Source organism: Acidobacteriota bacterium (assembly GCA_028875725.1).
Taxonomy (GTDB): domain Bacteria; phylum Acidobacteriota; class Thermoanaerobaculia; order Multivoradales; family Multivoraceae; genus Multivorans.
In genome coordinates this window covers 1,389,451-1,408,028 of the sequence record JAPPCR010000006.1, presented here as the reverse complement: position 1 = coordinate 1,408,028, position 18,578 = coordinate 1,389,451, and the positions used below count along the sequence as shown (strand labels likewise).

The window sequence follows — 18,578 nt, the reverse complement described above, 5'->3', positions numbered from 1 at the left end:
TGCCTCGATGGGCCTTCTGCGCAGCCTCGTTCACCCACGGTCCGGAACGAAGATCCGCGTCCGCGTTCTGATCAAGGGACGGATCGGCGCCGGCTGGCACGACGTCGACCGTACGTTCCGGCTCGCGCCCGGCGTGACGCTGGCCGAGCTGCTTCCGGCCGCCGACCGCGCCGGCGTGCCGCTTTCCGAGGCCATCTCGCACTCACCGCATCTCCGGGACACCCTGATGATCAACGGCGAGCGCTGCCCACTGGAAGACAACCGCGATCGCGAGCTTCACGAGGGCGACGAGATCTACCTGCTCGCTCCAGTCGCCGGCGGCAGCGGCGCCGCCTGGACGCGGGACAGCTTCGAGGCCCGGCTGGACCGGGTGCTCCGGCGCGAGATCGACGGCTGCGAGCGCCTGGGGAGCATCGAGCGGCTCTCGGGCGGCGCCAGCCAGGAAACGTACAGGCTGCGGATCGAAACGGAGGCCGGCGAGCGCCAGCTCGCCCTCCGGCGGTCCCAGGGCGGCAAGCAGGAAGAAGCTCGTGCCGTCGAGCGGAGCGCGCCGGGCCTGCGGATGGAGGCAAAGCTGATGCAGGTCGCCCGCCGGAACGGCATCCCGGAGCCCGAGGTCTTCTACGTCCTCGGGCCCGGCGACGAACTCGGCGCTGGCTTCGTCATGGAGTGGCTCGACGGCGTCGCCCTGGGCGCGCGGATCGTGCGCTCCCCCGACCTCGCCGAGGTGCGCCCGAAGCTGGCCAGACAATGCGGCGAGATCCTGGGCCGGCTGCACACGATCGACTTGGAAGCCCACGGCCTCGACCGCGACCTGGCGAGCCTGAGCGCGGCGGACTTCATCGAGCAGACCCGCGGCCGCTACGAGGCCCTCGACACACCGCAGCCGATGATCGACTTCACGGCGCGCTGGCTGATGGAGAACCTGCCGGATTCACCCGACCGGACCCTGGTCCACAACGACTTCCGCAACGGCAACCTGATGGTCGACCAGACCGGCGTCAGCGCGGTGCTCGACTGGGAGATCGCCCACATCGGCGACCCGATGCGGGATCTCGGCTGGATCTGCACGAACTCCTGGCGTTACGGCGCCGGACCCGAGCTGCCGGTCGGCGGCTTCGGCACCTACGAAGACCTGTTCGCCGGCTACGAGGCGACCAGCGGCAAGTCGGTCGAGCTCGCGCGGGTGCAGTACTGGGAGGTGTTCGGCTCCTTCTGGTGGGCCGTTTCGACCCTCGGCATGACGCAGCACTACCGTCAGGGGCTGGACCGCTCGGTCGAACGCGTGACGATCGGACGCCGCACCACGGAGTGTCAGGTCGACTGCGTGAATCTGCTGATCCCCGGTCCCGTCGAGTTGGTCGCCGCGCCCGACGACCTCCCGGACCCGGACATGCCGCGGCTCGAGGAACTCGTCGGCGCGACCCGCGACTTTCTGCACGGTCAGGTGCGGGAGGAGACGACCGGACGAACCCGCTTTCACGCCCTGGTCGCCGGCAACGCGCTCGACATCGTCTATCGCGATCTGCACTTCGGAGCCGAGCACCGCCGCCGGGAGCACGAGCGGCTCCGCCGCGTGCTCGGAACCGACGGGCCGCTGCTGGACCTGCGCTGGAAGCTCGTTCACGCCATCCGGGACGACCGGGTCGCCATCGACGACCGGAAGCTGCACGAACACCTGCGAGCCACCGTCGTCAACCAGATCGCCATCGACCAGCCGAAGTACTCGGGTTTCAGGACCGCCGCCGCCCGCCGGAGTTGAGCCCGGGGCTATAGTGACCCCGACCAAGGAGGATCGCCCATGAACACGCAGACCTTCCATTCCGCCGCCGGCGGCCGGTCGTCGGAATCCGTAGGCGGTTGGCGCGCGGACGCTCCAACCGGGTTCCGCAGGACGGCAGCGGTGACGCTCGCCCTGGCTCTCATCGCCGGTTCCCTTTCGGCTCAGCGGCAACGCCGCGAAACCGGACCCAGGATTCCGCCGGCCGAGGGTGTCGAGAGCATCAACCTGATCCGCACCCTCTCTCATCATCCGCCGCTGATGGAGGCCTGGGGACCGTTCGGGGGCTACATCCTGCGCGGCAGCACTCTTCCCGACCGGGACCGCGAGATGGTCATTCTGCGCACCTCCTGGCTCAACGAAGCCGAGTACGAATGGGGGTACCACGCGCGTGCGGCCAGGGCCGCCGGCATGACGGACGAAGAGATTCGCAATGTCGCCGTGGGCGAGAACGCCGGACCGTGGACCAGCTTCGAGCGCTACCTGCTGCGTGCTGCGACCGAACTGCACCGGAACTCGGCAATCTCCGAGCGGACCTGGGCTTTCCTGAAGGCGCGCTACAGCGATCAGCAGATGATCGACCTGATCTTCACGGTCGGCCAGTACCGCATGGTCTCGATGGCTCTGCGGAGCATCCGCGTCGAACTCGACGAGGGTCTCGAGCCCTTCCCGGAGGACGTGCCGCGGCGCTAACGCAGCCTTTCGCGGACTTCGGCGAGCCGGCCGATCGACTGCAGGACCCTCGCTGGGTCTTGGACCAGGTGCCGGACGACGACCTCGTCGTATCCCATCTCACTCAGTTCAGCGAACGAGGCGGCGACGCCCGCCGCCTCGCCGACGACCAGAGCCTCGGGCGGGAATCCCCGGTAGCCGCGTGAGATGACCCCGGCCGCCGCGGCCTCCGCTTCCGCCGCCGTCTCGCCGACGTAGAGGTCCCGCCGGATCGCGCTCACGCCGACCGGGCGGCCATGGCGTTCGCAGGCTTCCCGGTAGAAGCCGAGCTGCCCGGCCGCCTCCGCCGCCGTCAACCCTGGCGCCGCCAGCCAGCCGTCGCCAAGCCGCGCCGCGCGGTCGATCGCCGGCGGCGCCGAGGCGCCGATCCAGACTTCGACCGGCTCCGGCGGGCAGGGTGAGACGCGGGCCTCCCGAAGCCCGAAACGATCGTTCTCGCCTCCGGTCGTCACCGTCTCCCCGGACCACAGGCGCCGCAGGAGGGAGAGCGACTGCTCGAACCGCGACGGCCGCTGGCGCACCGGGACGCCCATCGCCTCGAACTGGTTGTCGGCGGGACCGATCGCGCACTGCAGGATGAACCGGCCCGTCATCACGCTGGCCAGGGTGCCGACCTGCTCGGCGACGATCAGCGGATGCCAGAGCGGCAGCAGGTAGAGGGCCCCGGCGGGCCGGTCGCCCCATTCGGCCAGCATCCGCCCCAGGATCGCCGTGTTCTGGTAGTACGGCGTGGCCGTCGCGTGGTGGTCGCCGACGAACAGCGCGTCGAGTCCGGCCTCCCGGGCGGCCCGCGCCCGATCCACCATGCGGCGCGCTCCTTCCCGTGGATCGGCGACGTTGTAGGCGCTCTGGACCGAGATGCTGACTCGCATGGTTCCTTCTCCGGCGGCAATGTATAGGATTCGCCTTCACCAACAACAGTAGGAGCATTCGTCCGTCTCATGACTGAACTGATCCTCGCCACGTACGCCTACCCGGCCGGCGGCCTGATCGCCGGTGTCGTCGGAGCCGGTTTCGGCATCCTGGTCGTCATCATCATCGCGGAGGGCGCGAGCACCGAACCTGTCCCGCGCAGGATGATCCCGATCTGGATGTGGCTGGTCTTCTGGATCCCGCTCACGCTGATCCTCCTCATCACGGACATGCCGGGCTGGCTGCGCACAACACTGTTCCTGATTCCGCTGGTGCTGACGGTCGGGCTGTTCAACCGGCGTGCTGCCTGACAGGCGCACAACCGCAACCGACGGCGCAACGCTGCGCTATCGGCTCGCGGGAAGCGGTCCGGTCGTCGTACTGACGCACGGCCTGGGCGGTCACCTGGACTACTGGGAAGCCACGGTGGAAACGCTCCGGGACCGCTACACCGTCCTGACCTGGGACGTCCGGGGCTTTGGCGGCTCGGAACGGCGTCCCGACACGATGTCGCCGGAGACCTGGGCCTCCGATCTCGCCGCCGTGCTCGACGCGGTCGGCGCCGATGACGCGGTGATCGGAGGGATCTCGATGGGCGGCGTCGTCTCCCAACGGTTCGCCCTCGACTTCCCCGATCGCACCCGCGCGTTGATCCTGGTCAGCACCTCGAGCGAATTGAACGAACGCGCCGAAGCCGGCTGGAGGGCCCGCGCCGACCTGATCGAGCGGGACGGCCTGGCCAAGGCCCTGACGCCGACCGGCCCCGCCCTCTCCTACGGCAAGGAGTACCGGGAACGCCACGCCGAAGAGATCCTCGAATCGGCGCGCCTCACCATCGAACGGAACGACGCCGCCTCCTACGCCGCCGCCTGCCGCGCCGTCTCGAACATCGACTACACCGCCGATCTCCCGACGATCACCTGCCCGACCCTGATCCTCCAGGGCCTCGAGGATGCGCTGACCCCACCCGGCGGCAGCGTCATCATGTCCCGCCGGATCGAGGGCTCGCGCCTGCGAATGCTCGAGAACTGCGGCCACGGCATCCCCACCGAGCAGCCCGACGAATTCCACGCCGAAGTCGACGCGTTCCTGGCCGATATCGCCTAGCGGCCCCGCGGCCGCGCCGCTACTTCAGGTGGCGGTCGAAGAAGTCGATCTCGGCGGCCATCGCCTTGTCGAGCCAGTCGCCGCTGTAGATGTCGTAGTGGCTCATCTCCCAGGCGTGGTACTCGACGGGGACGCGGCCGGAGAGGATCCTGAAGACCCGCTGGCCGTGCTCGCGGATGTCGAAGTAGTGCTCCTGCTTGGCGTCGATGATGATCGTGGGCGCGGTGATGAGGTGCGCGTCCTCGACGGGTGAGAACTTCGCGAAGCGCTCGTAGTACGGGCTGCCGGTCAGGCCCTCCGGCTGGTCGGCGCCGACCGGCACCGGCTCGACCTCGCCGCGAGCGCGCTGGATCGCCGTCCGGTGGAACCCCTTGAGACCGCCCGGTGCCGTGACCAGTCCAGCGCGCTGGTCCATCGCGCCGACCTGGGCGGCGACCGCTTTCACCCGCCGGTCGTGTGCCGCTCGCCAGATGACGTGGCCGCCGCCGAAGCTGGAACCCCAGATGCCGATCCGGGACGCATCGGCGTGGGGCTCGCCTTCGACGAACGTGATCGCGGCGTCGATGTCCTCCTGCTGGTCGAGCGGATCGACGAGCTGCCGGATCGCCTGCGCCCTGACCGTGACGTAGCCGTCCTGGTCCGGCTTCGGCATCTCGCCGCGGACGACGAGGCGGGCATCGCTTTCGCCCCAGCCGCGGTAGTCGAAGGCCAGCACCAGGTAGCCGGCGGCGGCGAAGCGCGGCGCGATGCCGCGATTCAGGTGGGCCTTCGTTCCGCCCCAGCCGTGGCAAAGCACGATCGCCGGCAGCTTCTCGCCCTCGGCGGTCGCCTTCGGGTAGAAGACATCGCCGGCGAGACGGGTACCGTCGCTCCAGATCTCCACCGGCTTGCGCACGAGGGTCGGATAGCCCTCGACGTCCATCAGCTCGCCGGCGCCAAGCGCCGGCGCCGCGGCCAGAGCGGCGACGACCGCGGCCAGAGCCAGCCTGAACACGGTTCTCTCCGTCAAGTTCCTTCTCACTGCTGATTCCTCCTCCGGCTCGATTCCTGTTCGTCTGATCCTGTTCGCTCAAGTCGATGCTACAGGAGCCCATGCACTCGCCGGCCTGACGAGGAGCGAGCAGAAACTGAGTCGCCATTCAGAGTAGAGTCGGCCTCCGTGAAGAGAGTTGCCGCGGCGTGGCTCGTCGCTATCCCGTCGCTGGGGGCCGGTGTGTCCGAAGGCCAGACCGACCGCCCCGCGGCGACTGCCCTGGCGATCGGAGAGGCGCCCCAGCTCGACGGCCGGGTCCTCGACGATCCGGTCTGGCAGAGCATCGCGCCCGCCTCCGGCACGACGCAGACGCGGCCTTTCGCCGGCGAACCGGGCACCGAGCGAACGGAGGTCCGCTTCGCGTTCACCGAGGACACCCTCTTCGTCGCCGTCGTCTGCCACGACCGGGCGCCGGACGACATCGTCATCTCGGACAGCCGGCGCGATGCGTCCCTGGACGAAACGGACAGCTTCCAGGTCATCTTCGACACGTTCCAGGATGGGCGCAACGGCTTCGTCTTCGGCACGAATCCCGCCGGCATCGAGTACGACGGCCAGGTCGTGGAAGGCGGCTCCGGCGTGTTCAGCGGCATGGGCGGCAACAGCCGCTTCCGGGGCGGCGCCCTGTCCACCGGCTTCAACCTGAACTGGGACGGCGCCTGGACCGTCGCCACCGAGGTCGGCGAGTTCGGCTGGAGCGCCGAGTTCGCGATTCCCTTCCGCACCCTCCGCTATCCGCCGGAGGAAGTGCAGACCTGGGGCCTCAACTTCCAGCGCAACATAGCGCGCCACCGGGAAGTCGCCTTTTGGTCCGAACTCGACCGGAACCACGACCTGGACCGGCTGACCGACGCGGGGTCGCTCCGGGGCGTCGAGCCCCCGCCGCAGCGCAACCTGAAGCTGATCCCCTACGCGATCGGATCGAGCCGCGAGCCGCCCAGCGCCGGCAGCGACAACGAGTCGGACTCCGACCTCGGCGTCGACCTGAAGTACAGCGTGACCCCGAGCCTGACCCTCGACCTGACCTACAACACGGACTTCGCCCAGGTCGAGGTCGACGAGCAGCAGGTGAACCTCGACCGGTTCAACCTGTTCTTCCCCGAGAAGCGGCCGTTTTTCCTGGAGAACGCGGGCCTGTTCACGGTCGGAGCACGGGGCGGGAGCCGCGCATCGGCTCGGGTCGACCTGTTCTTCAGCCGGCGCATCGGCATCGGACCCGGCGGCGAGCTGATCCCGATCGACTACGGCGGCCGGCTCTCCGGCAAGGCGGGCCGCTTCAACGTGGGACTGCTCCACATGCAGACCGCCGCGGTCGGCGGGCTGCACGGCAACGACTACGCCGTCGCCCGGGTCAACCGGGAACTGGGCGAACGCTCCAGCATCGGCGGCATCTTCGTCAGCCGCGAGGGTGTGGGCAGCCTCGCGCCGGAGGACGACACGAACCGCGCCTACGCCATCGACGGCAAGTGGGGCATCGGCGAGCACCACACGATCGAGACCTACGTCGCCCAGACCGACACACCGGGACTCGATGGCGACGACAGCTCGATGCTCCTGAGCTACAACCTCGGCAAGCCTCAGTGGCGCGGCAGCCTCAGCTTCGCCGAAGCCCATGCCAACTTCAACCCCGAAGTCGGCTTCCTGTCGCGACGGGAGTTCCGGAACATCTCCGCGTTCGGCATGCGCACCATTCGCCCGAAGGACCTGGCCGGCTTTCACGAACTTCGGCCCCATGTCTCGTACAGCGGCATCTGGGACTTCGACGACTACCAGGAGAGCGAGTACCTCCACGTCGACAACCACTGGGAATGGCGCAACGGCATCCAGGTCCACACCGGCGTGAACTTCACCGTGGAAGGCGTCAAGGAGACCTTCGAGATCGTCGACGGCTTCCCGGTCCAGGCGGGCAGATACAGCCACCACGAGACGCAGACCGTGTTCTCGACGAACCAGGCGAAGCCGTTCTCGGTCTACATCCGCAACATCGCCGGCGGCTTCTTCGGCGGCGACCGGAGTTCCACCCAGCTCACCCTGCTCGCCCGGCGCGGCGAACGGTTGACCTCGGAACTGAGCTGGGACCACAACGACGTGGACATCGACTCGGGCAGCTTCCAGGTCAATCTGGGCCGTCTCCGACTCTCCTACTCGATCACGCCGAGAATGCTGGTCCAGGCGCTCGCGCAGTACAACGACCAGTCGGACAACGTTTCCGCCAACCTCCGCTTCTCCTGGCTGCAGGACGCGAACACCGGGCTGTTCGTGGTCTACAACGAGATCGACGAACTCGGCGCGCGGATTCTCTACGAGCGGCCGGACCGCACCGTGATCGTGAAGTACAGCCGGCTGGTCGACGTCTTCCGTTGAGCCCTTCCGCCGCTGTGTAAAGGAGCTGAGCCCCAATGAACCCGAACGATCTGCGCGTCTACTTCTCCTTCCGCTCCCCTTTCTCGTGGTTCGCCTTCCACCGCATCACGGCGACCGGCGTGCTCGACTGGAACGGGATCGATGCCGTGCCGATCTTCCCTTTCGGGAAGGGGGCCAATCTCTCGGCCGGGCGCGCCAAGTCTTCCTACGTCCGCCAGGACGCGGAGCGGATCGCGAAGGCCTACGGACTGCCGATGAACTGGCCCGAAGGCGGTGACGATCCGGACTGGTTCCCGCCGCACCAGATCTACGTCTGGGCACGGGAGCAGGGCAAGGCGATCGACTACGCACGCGAGGCCTTCATGGCCCGGTTCGGACGCGGCCTCGACCTGGCCAGCGACGAGGTCATGCGGGCCGCCGCGGCCGCCGCGGGCCTTGACGGCGACGAGGCCCTGGCCGTCGCCCACGATCCCGACTGGAAGGACAGGATCATGGCCGGCTTCGCCCACACCCGGGACGACGGCGCTTTCGGCGTTCCGCTCTTCATCTACCGCGGCGAGCGCTTCTGGGGCAACGACCGTCTGGACTGGCTACTGCGCGAGGTGGCGCGCTCGGAAGGCGGGGAGGTGTCCGACCTCGCGGCGGATCCGTTGGCGCCGGTGTATCCCACGTAGCTGGAACCGCCCGGCGCGTGTGCTTCAATAGGGAGCCTTGCCCCTCTTCGAGCAGCACCGGGCGCGCCTCGCGCGGTTCGAGTCCCACTGCCGCCGTCCGCCCGCCGCGTTCGCCATCGTGGGCGGCATCGCCCTCGCAACGCTGCTGGGAATCACGGTGGCCGAAGTCCTCTGGCGCTATCTCCTGAACGACTCGCTGCCCTGGATCGAAGATGTCTCGACCATGTCGCTCGCCGTCGTGGTGGCGGCCGCGATCGCCTACGGCGCGGGCGAGGGCGCGCACGTCTGCGTGAACCTGATCGCGCGCTTCGCGGCCCGGCGGGTCACCAGGGTCACGGACGCGGTCGCACGGCTTCTGGGCCTCGCCGTGACGGCGATGGCCGCCTACGCCCTGTTCGTTCACGGCAGTTGCGGCCTGCCTTGCGGCGACGTGACCGGCAGCCTCTCGATCTCGCATACGCCGTTCTACTACGCGCTCGGCGCGTCGCTGGCCGCCTACGGCTTCCTGCTCGCGTCCCAATTGCTCCTGGGATTAGCGGTCTGGAACGCTGAAGACCCGAACGAGCCGGTCGAATGACTGCCGGAACCGGCATCGCCCTGCTGGGCTTTCTCGCGCTTCTCGCTCTGCTCCTGATCCGCGTGCCCGTGGGGCTGGCGATGCTGATCGTGGGCGCGGCCGGGATCGCCATGATTCGGCCCGGCGCCGTCGTACCGGTGGTGGCTGGGGAGATATTCGCGGTCTCTTCACGCTATTCGCTCACGATCCTGCCCCTGTTCATGCTGATGGGCAATCTGGCCCTGGTCTCCAGGATGAGTCAGGACCTGTATCGAGCCGCCCACAGCTGGCTAGGCCGTTTCCGGGGCAGCCTCGCTTCCGCCTCGATCGTCGCATGCGCCGGATTCTCAGCCCTCTCGGGCTCGTCGCTGGCCGCCGCGCTGACGATGGGCCGCGTGTCGCTTCCCGAGATGCGGCGGTTCAGGTACGACGACTCCCTGGCTACCGGCGCCATCGCCGCGGGCGGAACGCTGGGCATTCTGATCCCGCCGTCGGCAGGACTGGTGATCTACGGGATCATCACCGAGGAGAGCATCGGGCGCCTGTTCATGGCCGGAGTGATACCCGGGATGCTGCTCACACTTCTCTTCGTTCTTGCCATCTGGATCGTCGTCAAGCGAGACCCGGACAAGGCACCACACGCTGCGGCAGCCGTTCCGTGGCGGGAACGGCTAAGGGCCACGGCGAACGCGTCGTGGATCCTGGGCATCGTCGTAGTGACCATCGGCGGCATCTACGCCGGCATCTTCTCCGCGATCGAAGCGGCCGGAGTGGGAGCATTGCTGGCGCTGGTCGCGGCCTGCGTGCGGCGTACGTTGAACCGGAAGACGGTGATCGAGGTGGCGAACGCCACCCTGAAGGCGAGCGGCACCGCCTTCCTGGTGCTGTTCGGCGCCTTCGTGTTCAAGATCTTCCTGGGCTTCACCGGCATCGCCTTCGTTGCATCCGAGTGGGTCGGCGAACAGGGGTTCTCGGGCGCTCAGGTCGTCATGCTGGTACTGATCATGTTCATCGTTCTCGGCACCTTTCTCGACGGATTCGCGATGCTGGTGCTGACCGTTCCTCTCGTGCAGCCGATTCTCGAGTCGCTGGGTGTCGACATGATCTGGTTCGGTGTGATGATCGTCATCGCACTCGAGATGGGCCTGATCTCGCCTCCGGTCGGGCTGAACATCTTCGTCGTGAAGGGCGTGGCGCCCGACGTGCCGATGCGTACCATGTTTCGCGGCATCGTTCCGTTCTGGCTCGCCCTCCTCGCAGCGATGGTTCTGATCGCGCTCCTTCCTCGCATCGCCACGTTGCTGCCCGACGCCATGTACGGATGAACGCAAACCAGGCGAAAGGCTCGCGGTCTAGCTCCGACGAGGCACTGCTCTACGAAGTCGACGACCGGATTCCCCGGCCGCTCGCACTGGGGCTCGGCCTGCAGCTCGCCGCCCTCGGCCTGAACGGGATGGTGCTCCTGCCGACGATCGCTTTTCGTGCCGGCGGCGCCGAGGATCTGGTGCTCTGGGCGGTATTCGCCTCCGTCCTGGCATGCGGCGCCGCCACGATCATCCAGGCTCTGAGGGTGAGACGGTTTGGGGCAGGCTACGCCCTGCCGCACGTCAGCTCGGCGATCTTCGTCGCCGTCTGCGCGGAGGCCCTGATCCAGGGCGGACCGGGGCTGCTGGCAACCCTGGTCGTTGTCTCGGCCCTCGCTCAGATCGTCCTTTCGGCGCGGCTCGCCCTGCTGCACCGGGTTCTTACGCCGGTCGTCACGGGGACGGTCGTCATGCTCCTTCCCGTCAGCGTGATGCCGATTCTCTTTCGCATGCTGAACGAGCTGCCGCCCGGAGCCCCCGCGTACGCCGGGCCGCTGAGCGCCGGCGTCATGATCTGCACCTTCCTGGGGATCGCTCTCAAGGGGAAGGGGGCCGCGCGCCTCTGGGCCCCCGCGGCCGGTATCGTCACCGGCGCCCTGACCGGCGCGTTTCTCGGAATCTACGACGCCGGACGCGTGGCCGATGCCGCCTGGATCGGCATTCCCCGCGGCCGGCCGCACGGACTGGACCTCGATTTCGGCGCCGCCTTTTGGGCCCTCCTTCCCGCGTTCCTGTTCGTGACGCTGGTCGGCTCGACCAAATCGGTCGCCGTCGCGGTCGCCGCCCAGCGCGTGGCGTGGCGCCGGGCCCGCGCGGTCGACTTTCGGGCCGTGCAGCGGGCTGTGGCCGCGGAAGGCGCCGGGAGCCTGCTGGCGGGGCTGGCGGGCACGATCCCCAATACCCTGAACGCGGGCACCGTGTCCGCGGTGGAGATCACCGGCGTCGCGGCGCGGAGGGTTGCGGTCGCGGCCGGGTTGGTCTTCGTCGTCCTGGCCTTCCTCCCGAAGGCGCTCGCTCTCATTCTTGCGATCCCCGCCGCGGTCGTCGCCGCTTCCGTTGCCGTGGTCATGGCGACGCTGTTCACGGTCGGCGTGCGTGAAGTCGCCACCAGCATGGGGTCGAACCCTCGCAACGGCCTGATCGCGGCCGTCTCGTTCTGGACGGGTGTCGCGTTCGAGTTCGACATGATCTTCCCCGACTACTTCGCCGAGTTCGCGGGTGGCCTCTTGAGCAGCGGGCTGACGACGGGAGGCCTGCTGGCGCTCCTACTCGCGGCGCTGACGATACGGCGGAAGAGCCAGCTCAGGGGCAAGCTCGACACCGCTGAACTGCCGCGGATCAGGGAGTTCATTCAGGCGTTCGCCGCCCGCAACGGCCTGGAGGCCGTCGTCGAGAGACTCGAAGCCGCGACCGAAGAGACGCTGCTCACGCTTCTGCAGTCGCGCGTGGAGAACGAAGGGGCGGAGGACGGCCCCGACGGCGGAAGACCCGAACTGCTTCTCCTGGCCCGCGAAGAGGACGGAGAGGCCGTGCTGGAGTTCAAGGTCGGCGCGGCAAGCGCCGACGAACTCAATCTCCAGGACCGCCTGACGTCCCTGGACGAACAGACCAGGGCGGCCCGGGTCGAGCAGGAGGTCTCCCTTCGACTGCTCAGACACCTCGCGTCCTCGGTTCGACACCAGCAGTTCCACGACACGGACATCCTGACTCTCCGCGTTGCCGCCACCGCCCGGCGTGGATCCTGAGATGTCGAAGCTCGGCCGGATCCTCGCCCTCGGACTGGTGCTCGCCTGCGCCTGCCGGCCGGCCTCCGACACCCGGGAACTGTCGCTGGCGCACTTTCTGGCAGCGGATCACCCATTAAACGAAGCCGTGTTCACGCCGTTCTCGCAAGAACTCGAAGAACTCTCGGGGAACAAGCTGACCGTCAGGCAGTTCCCCGCCGGCGCTCTCAACTCGTCGGCGCCGGCGCAGTACTCGATTCTGCTTGGCGGCGTGGCCGATATCGCCCTCGCCATCCCCGCCTACACTGCCGACGTCTTTCCGAAGACCGACCTGATCGCCTATCCAGGCATCTGCAAGACGACGAGGGACTGCACCGAGGCCATGCTACGCGCCCGGTCGGTTCTGGAGCCGGAGTACCAGGCCCGGGTTCTGGGGCTCTGGTCCAACGCCGCCCCGGTCCTGCTCACCCGCAATGCCCCGGTACGGAGGCTCGAAGACATGCGCGGGCTCAAGATCCGGGTTTCGACGCGGAGCGCCATCCCGTTCATCGAAGCGCTTGGCGCCAGCGCCGTCATGCAGCCCGGTACGGTCGTCCACCAGAGCCTGGCGACCGGAGTCATCGACGGCGTCGCCATTTCCCCCTCGGGGATCGTCACCTTCCAGCTTCACGAGCCGGCTGGCTACCTGACCACCTGGCTCCCCGCGTCCGGGCTGCCGTTCGTTCTGCTGATGAACCAGGGGGTGTACGACGGCCTTTCTCCCGAGGCACAGGGTTGGGTCGACGAAGCCGCGGATGTCTCCCTGTCCATGGCCGGAGCCGTCGCGTACGAGCGCGCCGGTGCCGAGGGGATGCGCCTGGCTGAGGAGGCCGGCGTCGAGATCATCGATCTGCCGGAAAGCGAGAAGCGCCGGTTCGAGCGGGCCATCGCCTCCGCGCGTGAAGCAGGCCTCGCCCGCCAGGTGGGCGACATGACGGTTGGCGAGGTCATCCGTCTGTTCGGTGGAACCGAGACCCGGGAGCCGCCACCTCGCCGACGATGACCACGCAGGGAGGCTTGATCCGGCCTACGAAGTCTCCAGCCGCCAACGTCTCAAGGGTGCAGCGCACCGTTCTCTGTCCGGTCGTCGTAGCCTGCTCGACGATCGCCACCGGCGTGGCAGGACGGCGTCCGGCGGCGATCAGGCCGCGGCCGATGCGCTCCAGGCGGCGCGCCGGCATCAGGACGACGACGGTGTCCGCGCCCGACAGACCGGCCCAGTCCGGTTCGCCGCCTTCGGCGTTCCGGGCCGAGACGACCGCGAAGCCCAGGGAAACACCGCGGTGCGTCAACGGGATGCCGGCAACAGCCGGTGCGGCCACGACGCTGCTCACGCCGGGGACGACCTCGCACGGCACGCCGGCGGCGGCGCACGCTTCCATCTCCTCGCCGCCGCGGCCGAAGACAATCGGATCGCCTCCCTTGAGCCGGACCACGTGAGCGCCGGCGAGCGCCCGTTCGATCATCAGCTTCTCGATCCGGCGCTGCCGGGCCCGGACGTCGTCGCCGGGGCGCTTGCCGACGTCGACGATCTCGGCGTCCGCCTTCGCCTCGGAGAGGAGCTCCGGGGCCGCAAGCCGGTCGTGCAGCACGACATCGGCAGCACGCAGCCGCTTCAAGCCCAGGACCGTGATCAGGTCCGGGTCGCCGGGCCCGGCGCCGATCAGCGTGACCCGTCCCGAGCCGCTCATCCGCCCGGCTCCTCGGCGGACACGCCCATGATCTGCTCCGCCCGCTCGCGGGCTTCGGCGGCCCTGCCCTCGCGGAGCAGGTGCAGGACCTCCGAGTCGACCAGTTCGTACCAGCGCCGGCGCCGCTCCTCGAACTCCGGCACCGTGCTCGCGACCGGCGCGCGCAGCCGTCCGGCAAGCTCAAGCAGCGCCCCGTACTCGGGACCCAGCTCCCGCTCCAGCCGCTCCCGAAGGCGCACCGCCAGCGCCGGGGCGCGTCCGGAGGTCGAGATCGCGACGACCAGATCGCCGCGTCGCACGAGAGCCGGCATGATGAAGCTGCAATGCTCGAGGTCGTCCTCGACGTTGGCGAAGATGGCGCGCCGATCCGCCTCCGCGAAAAACGCCCTGTCCGACGCCGGCTCGCCGGGCTCGGCCAGGGCCAGTGCCGCACCTTCGAGATCTCCTGGCCGGTACGGCCGGGCCACGTGCTCGATCTCTCCCCCAAGAGCCCGCTCCTCAAGCTCCCGCGTGAGCTCGGAGGCGACGACACGCACCCGCGCTCCGCAGCGCAGCAGGCCGGCGACCTTCCGTTCCGCCACCGAACCGCCGCCCTTGACGACGACCAGGCGCTCGACGAGCGAGAGGTAGACCGGGTAGTAGGCGGGCGGTCGAGGGTCGCCGCTCAACGCGGCTGCAGGACGTGGAGACCGCATTCCTTGCCGGTGTGGGACTCCCACCACCAGCGGCCGCCGCGGGCGCCTTCACCGGGTCGCGATGGACGGGTACATGGCGCGCAGCCGATCGTCCGGTAGCCCCGGTCGTAGAGCGGGTGGTACGGCACCCCCTCCTCGTGGATGTAGGTCCAGACCTGGTCCTCGGTCCAGTCGAGCAACGGACAGACCTTCACCAGCCGCCCCCTGGTCCGGGTCACCCGATCGACCTCCACCTTGTTCAGAACATCACGAGTCGGGGTCTGGTCGCGGCGCAGTCCGCTCAACCAGGCCGGCGTGCGAGCCAGCGCCCGCCGCATCGGCTCGACCTTGCGCACCTTGCAACAGCGCTGCCGTCCGTCCACCGAGGCGTAGAAGAGATTCGGCCCGTCTCGCTTGACGAGACGCGCGACCTCCGACGCTCGCGGCGCCAGGATCTCCACGTCCATGCCGTAGTGCAGCCGGACGTGTTCGATGTGCCGGAAGGTCTCCTCCGGGAGGCGGCCCGTGTCGAGCGTCACGATCCGGACCGGCAGACCGAGCTGGTGACACATGTGGAGGAGCACCATGCCTTCCGCCTGGAAGGAGGTCGCCAGGGTCAGTTCCCTTCCCCAGCGGCCGTGGGCCCAGCGCAGCACCTGCTCGGGTGTCGCGAGCTCCAACTCCATCGCCCAGCCGAGGACGCAAAGATCGCCGTCGGCAGCGGGGCCCGGGAACTCCAGAACGGCGCCGGCCTGACCATCCCGGATCACGCCGTCCTGGCTCGTCTGCACGCTCATTTGTGACAAATACGATCACAAATGTCTCAGGGTTGCAATGAGACCTGAGGTCAGAGGGACCGCAGCGTCGTCGCCAACGCGTCCAGGTCCGCGCGGTCGTTGTAGACCTGCGGCGCCACGCGGATCGCCTCGCCCCGAACGGAGACGAAGATGCCGGCACGCCGCAGCGTCGCCGCCGTCTTCTCGGCGTCGAGGCCCCGAACGCTGCGGAGACCAAAAAGGTGGGCGGCGCGCCAGGCTCGGTCCTCCAGTTCGAAACCCGCCTCGCGGAAGACATCCTCGTACGGTTCGAGCAGGCTCTCGCAGTACTCCTGAACACGTTGCGGCTCCCACTCGAGCACCATGTCGAGCGCGGCGTTCAGCATCGGCACCTGAATCTGGTTGCTCCGCTCACCGACGTCGTAGCGCAGGGCGCCCGGCCGGTAGGACTCGACGTACTCGATCCGGCCCGCGACGAAGCGGTCGCTGCCCTCACGCGCCGCCCACGGCTCCTCCAGTGGCACTCCCTCGTCGAAGCGCTCGCCGAACCAGGCCAGGCCGCTCTGATACGGGCCGAACAGGGTCTTGTAGGCGGCGACGACGAGCGCGTCGGGCGCCACCTTCTCCACGTCGAACGGCAGCGACCCGATCGACTGCGTGCCGTCGATCACGAAGGCGGCTCCCACCGCGCGGGCGCGCCGCCCGATCGCCGTGACGTCGAAGCGGGTGCCGTCCGCCCAGTGGACGACCGGCGTTGCCACCACCGCGGTCTTCCGGTCGACCGCCCGGAGCAATCGACGGTTCCACGATGCGCCCGGGCTGGGTCTGCCCCTGGCGGATCGTTCGACGACCCGGAGCTCCGCGCCGTTCTCCCGCGCCTTCCGCATCCAGACGTAGACGTTGCTCGGAAACTGGTCGCCGAGGATGACGATGTTCTGGCCACTCTCGACCGGCACATTACGGGCGGCCGTAGCGATGCCGTAGGACACCGCCGGGATGATCGCCACCCGCTGCGGATCGGAGCTCCCGATCAACCGTGCGAACCGCTCCCGCAGTGCATCCGTCTCGACGAAGAAATCCTCCGCCGCGATCTTGGACGGGTCCCGCCGGCGCGTCATTCCCCGCAGGCCCGCCTCCTCGACCTCGCGAGCGAGCGGCGCCATATAGGCGCAGTTCAGGTAGTGAAGGTGAGGCGGTAACTGGAAGCGGTAGCGCTGGCAGGAGAGCACGGGGAGGCGATCCGGACGGCCCTACGCCGCGGCCAGGGCGTGGTCCAGATCCCGGACGAGGTCGTCCACCGTCTCCAGACCGATCGAGAGCCGCACGACCTCCGGACCGGCGCCGGCGGCCGCGCGCTGTTCATCCGTGAGTTGCCGATGCGTCGTCGACGCCGGATGGATGATCAACGAACGGGCATCGCCGATGTTCGCCAGGTGCGAGAACAGCTCGCATTTCTCGACGACATTGACGCCCGCCTCGTAGCCGCCCCGCACGCCGAAGGTGAACACGGCGCCCGCTCCGTTCGGCAGGTACTTCTCCGCCAGCTCGCGGTACGGACTGGTCGGCAGGCCGGCATGAGACACCCACTCGACCTTCGGATGCTCCGTCAGCCACTCGGCGACCGCCTGGGCGTTCCGGCAGTGGCGTTCCATGCGCAGGGCGAGCGTCTCCGTGCCTAGCAACGTGAGAAAGGCGTTCATCGGCGCCATGGAAGCGCCAAGGTCTCGGAGGCCGACCGCGTGCGAATGGACCGTGAAGGCGAGGTCGCCGAACGTCTCGCTGAACTTCAGGCCGTGATAGGCCGGCTCCGGCTCCGAGAGGCCCGGAAAACGTCCCGACGCCGACCAGTCGAACCGACCGCTGTCCACCACGGCGCCGCCGATCACCGTGCCGTTGCCGGAGAGGAACTTCGTCGCCGAGTGGACGATCAGATCGGCGCCCCACTCGAAGGGCCTGCAGAGCCAAGGGGTTGCGAGCGTGTTGTCGACGATCAGCAGGGCGCCCGCGGCTCGGGTCAGGCCGGCCAGGGCCTCCAGGTCGGTGACCACGCCGCCCGGGTTCGCCAGGCTCTCCACGAACAGAGCCTTGGCGCCCTTGGCCAGGACCGCCTCGACCGCGGACAGGTCCTCCGTGTCGACGAAGTCGCAGCGCCAGTCGAACTTCGGGAACGTCCGGCTGAACTGCGTGACCGAACCGCCGTAGAGCCGGGTCGATGCCGCGAACCGTTCGCCGGCCTCGATCAGCGGGAAGAAGGCCAGGACCTGGGCGGCGTGTCCCGAGGCGGCGCAGGTCGCGCCGCGGCCGCCCTCCAGGCTGGCGATGCGTTCTTCCAGCGTGGCGACGGTCGGATTGCCGAGACGGGAGTAGATGAAGCCGAAGGTCTGTAGGTTGAACAGCGACGCCGCATGGTCCGCGTCGTGGAATGCATAGGCCGAGGTCTGGTGAATCGGGGTCTGGCGTGCCCCCGAAGTTGGATCCGGGCCGGCGCCCGCATGGATCATTCGGGTCTCGAATCCCCAGTCGGGGCCGGGGCCGTGCTCTGGGGTCTGGGTCTCGTCTTCGCTCATGACGGCGGAGTGTACGCCGCCCCGCGCCCGCTCGTCACCCCGCGCGTCCGCCGCCGTTCGCCGGACGTGGCCAGCGGCTGCTGATCACGCGGCTGTCGAACCCGCCCCAGCCCAGCTCGCCCCACAAACGGCCGTACTCGATCTTCGGGCAGCGGTTCATGATCACGGTGAGCCCTGCGGCTTCCGCCTCGGCCGCGGCCTCGTCGTTGCGCACGCCGAGCTGCATCCAGACCACCTCGATCCGTTTCTCCTCCCGCAGCCGGATTGCTTCGCGCGTTATCTCGAGCGCGGCCTCGGATGCCCGGAAAACGTCGACCATCTCGACCGGGGCAGGCACGTCCGCGAGGGAGGAGCAGGCCTTCTCGCCCAGGATCGAAACCCCTCCAGCCGCCGCCCGCGGATTCACCGGGATCACCCGGAAGCCCTTCTCCTGCAAGTACTTCATCGCGAAGTTCGAGGGACGCTTCCAGTTCGGCGAGGCGCCCACCATCGCGATCGTGCTCACCCGGCGGAGGATGCCGGCGATCAGGGCGTCGCTGTAGGAAAGGTCGGTGGCCACGGCACGGATGTTAACGGCGGTAGTCG

Annotated in this window: 18 protein-coding genes; 10 read left to right on the top strand and 8 right to left on the bottom strand. The window is 68.7% G+C overall.

The window, feature by feature from the left end; all coding sequences use genetic code 11:
• Positions 1–7 precede the first annotated feature (7 nt).
• Positions 8–1,762 carry a phosphotransferase gene (locus OXI49_07715; protein ID MDE2690390.1) on the top strand — a complete coding sequence of 585 codons (1,755 nt, stop codon included), beginning with the start codon at positions 8–10 and terminating at the stop codon, positions 1,760–1,762.
• Between the two features lie 39 nt (positions 1,763–1,801).
• Entirely contained in the window at positions 1,802–2,473 is a 672-nt protein-coding gene (locus OXI49_07710) for a carboxymuconolactone decarboxylase family protein (protein MDE2690389.1), read from the top strand.
• Here the strand turns inward: OXI49_07710 and OXI49_07705 are convergent.
• Positions 2,470–3,384, bottom strand: a complete 915-nt coding sequence (locus tag OXI49_07705) for an LLM class flavin-dependent oxidoreductase (protein ID MDE2690388.1) — start codon at positions 3,382–3,384, stop codon at positions 2,470–2,472. The two genes, OXI49_07710 and OXI49_07705, sit on opposite strands and share 4 nt — an antisense overlap.
• 69 nt (positions 3,385–3,453) lie before the next feature.
• On the opposite strand from OXI49_07705, the gene OXI49_07700 reads away from it, so the two are divergent.
• Together OXI49_07700 and OXI49_07695 are read left to right on the top strand one after the other, a co-directional pair.
• A complete protein-coding gene (locus OXI49_07700) occupies positions 3,454–3,735 on the top strand; it encodes a hypothetical protein (GenBank protein ID MDE2690387.1) in 282 nt (93 codons plus the stop codon).
• Complete coding sequence (locus tag OXI49_07695) at positions 3,725–4,531, top strand: alpha/beta hydrolase (GenBank protein MDE2690386.1); 807 nt, start codon at positions 3,725–3,727, stop codon at positions 4,529–4,531. Before OXI49_07700 ends, OXI49_07695 begins: the two co-directional genes overlap by 11 nt.
• Before the next feature lie 19 nt (positions 4,532–4,550).
• Here OXI49_07695 and OXI49_07690 read toward each other — a convergent pair whose 3' ends face one another.
• Positions 4,551–5,552, bottom strand: coding sequence for an alpha/beta fold hydrolase (locus OXI49_07690; GenBank protein ID MDE2690385.1), 1,002 nt, complete (start codon positions 5,550–5,552; stop codon positions 4,551–4,553).
• Positions 5,553–5,690: 138 nt separating this feature from the next.
• On the opposite strand from OXI49_07690, the gene OXI49_07685 reads away from it, so the two are divergent.
• Genes OXI49_07685 through OXI49_07660 form a run of 6 tightly spaced genes read left to right on the top strand, consistent with a single transcriptional unit; the run spans position 5,691 to position 13,288 of the window.
• On the top strand, positions 5,691–7,928 hold the full coding sequence (locus OXI49_07685) for a DUF5916 domain-containing protein (GenBank protein MDE2690384.1): 2,238 nt from the start codon (positions 5,691–5,693) through the stop codon (positions 7,926–7,928).
• A 35-nt stretch (positions 7,929–7,963) separates the two neighbouring features.
• Entirely contained in the window at positions 7,964–8,602 is a 639-nt protein-coding gene (locus OXI49_07680) for a DsbA family protein (protein MDE2690383.1), read from the top strand.
• 37 nt (positions 8,603–8,639) lie between these two features.
• Positions 8,640–9,179 (top strand): TRAP transporter small permease subunit, encoded by a 540-nt coding sequence (locus OXI49_07675; protein ID MDE2690382.1) that lies wholly within the window; start codon positions 8,640–8,642, stop codon positions 9,177–9,179.
• Positions 9,176–10,483, top strand: coding sequence for a TRAP transporter large permease (locus OXI49_07670; protein MDE2690381.1), 1,308 nt, complete (start codon positions 9,176–9,178; stop codon positions 10,481–10,483). Before OXI49_07675 ends, OXI49_07670 begins: the two co-directional genes overlap by 4 nt.
• A complete protein-coding gene (locus OXI49_07665) occupies positions 10,480–12,267 on the top strand; it encodes a hypothetical protein (protein MDE2690380.1) in 1,788 nt (595 codons plus the stop codon). Before OXI49_07670 ends, OXI49_07665 begins: the two co-directional genes overlap by 4 nt.
• A gap of 1 nt (position 12,268) precedes the next feature.
• Positions 12,269–13,288, top strand: a complete 1,020-nt coding sequence (locus tag OXI49_07660; GenBank protein MDE2690379.1) for a TRAP transporter substrate-binding protein — start codon at positions 12,269–12,271, stop codon at positions 13,286–13,288.
• On the opposite strand, the gene cobA is transcribed toward OXI49_07660, so the two are convergent.
• The 6 genes from cobA to OXI49_07630 are packed head-to-tail and all read right to left on the bottom strand — an operon-like array spanning position 13,233 to position 18,552.
• Positions 13,233–13,976, bottom strand: coding sequence for a uroporphyrinogen-III C-methyltransferase (cobA, locus tag OXI49_07655; GenBank protein MDE2690378.1), 744 nt, complete (start codon positions 13,974–13,976; stop codon positions 13,233–13,235). The two genes, OXI49_07660 and cobA, sit on opposite strands and share 56 nt — an antisense overlap.
• On the bottom strand, positions 13,973–14,644 hold the full coding sequence (locus tag OXI49_07650; protein ID MDE2690377.1) for a bifunctional precorrin-2 dehydrogenase/sirohydrochlorin ferrochelatase: 672 nt from the start codon (positions 14,642–14,644) through the stop codon (positions 13,973–13,975). Before OXI49_07650 ends, cobA begins: the two co-directional genes overlap by 4 nt.
• Positions 14,641–15,447, bottom strand: coding sequence for a phosphoadenylyl-sulfate reductase (locus OXI49_07645; GenBank protein ID MDE2690376.1), 807 nt, complete (start codon positions 15,445–15,447; stop codon positions 14,641–14,643). The genes OXI49_07650 and OXI49_07645 overlap by 4 nt, the downstream gene beginning before the upstream one ends.
• Before the next feature lie 50 nt (positions 15,448–15,497).
• A complete protein-coding gene (locus tag OXI49_07640) occupies positions 15,498–16,655 on the bottom strand; it encodes an aminotransferase class V-fold PLP-dependent enzyme (protein MDE2690375.1) in 1,158 nt (385 codons plus the stop codon).
• A 21-nt stretch (positions 16,656–16,676) separates the two neighbouring features.
• On the bottom strand, positions 16,677–17,993 hold the full coding sequence (locus tag OXI49_07635) for an aminotransferase class I/II-fold pyridoxal phosphate-dependent enzyme (GenBank protein ID MDE2690374.1): 1,317 nt from the start codon (positions 17,991–17,993) through the stop codon (positions 16,677–16,679).
• 34 nt (positions 17,994–18,027) lie between these two features.
• Positions 18,028–18,552, bottom strand: coding sequence for a CoA-binding protein (locus OXI49_07630; protein MDE2690373.1), 525 nt, complete (start codon positions 18,550–18,552; stop codon positions 18,028–18,030).
• Between the last annotated feature and the right edge of the window lie 26 nt (positions 18,553–18,578).

What these genes read in the sequence shown, in the direction of transcription:
- OXI49_07715 (MDE2690390.1), top strand. Translation starts at nt 8, where the DNA reads ATGGGCCTTCTGCGCAGCCTCGTTCACCCACGGTCCGGAACGAAGATC.
- OXI49_07710 (MDE2690389.1), top strand. Translation starts at nt 1,802, where the DNA reads ATGAACACGCAGACCTTCCATTCCGCCGCCGGCGGCCGGTCGTCGGAA.
- OXI49_07705 (MDE2690388.1), bottom strand. Translation starts at nt 3,384, where the DNA reads ATGCGAGTCAGCATCTCGGTCCAGAGCGCCTACAACGTCGCCGATCCA.
- OXI49_07700 (MDE2690387.1), top strand. Translation starts at nt 3,454, where the DNA reads ATGACTGAACTGATCCTCGCCACGTACGCCTACCCGGCCGGCGGCCTG.
- OXI49_07680 (MDE2690383.1), top strand. Translation starts at nt 7,964, where the DNA reads ATGAACCCGAACGATCTGCGCGTCTACTTCTCCTTCCGCTCCCCTTTC.
- OXI49_07670 (MDE2690381.1), top strand. Translation starts at nt 9,176, where the DNA reads ATGACTGCCGGAACCGGCATCGCCCTGCTGGGCTTTCTCGCGCTTCTC.
- OXI49_07665 (MDE2690380.1), top strand. Translation starts at nt 10,480, where the DNA reads ATGAACGCAAACCAGGCGAAAGGCTCGCGGTCTAGCTCCGACGAGGCA.
- OXI49_07660 (MDE2690379.1), top strand. Translation starts at nt 12,269, where the DNA reads ATGTCGAAGCTCGGCCGGATCCTCGCCCTCGGACTGGTGCTCGCCTGC.
- cobA (MDE2690378.1), bottom strand. Translation starts at nt 13,976, where the DNA reads ATGAGCGGCTCGGGACGGGTCACGCTGATCGGCGCCGGGCCCGGCGAC.
- OXI49_07645 (MDE2690376.1), bottom strand. Translation starts at nt 15,447, where the DNA reads ATGAGCGTGCAGACGAGCCAGGACGGCGTGATCCGGGATGGTCAGGCC.
- OXI49_07635 (MDE2690374.1), bottom strand. Translation starts at nt 17,993, where the DNA reads ATGAGCGAAGACGAGACCCAGACCCCAGAGCACGGCCCCGGCCCCGAC.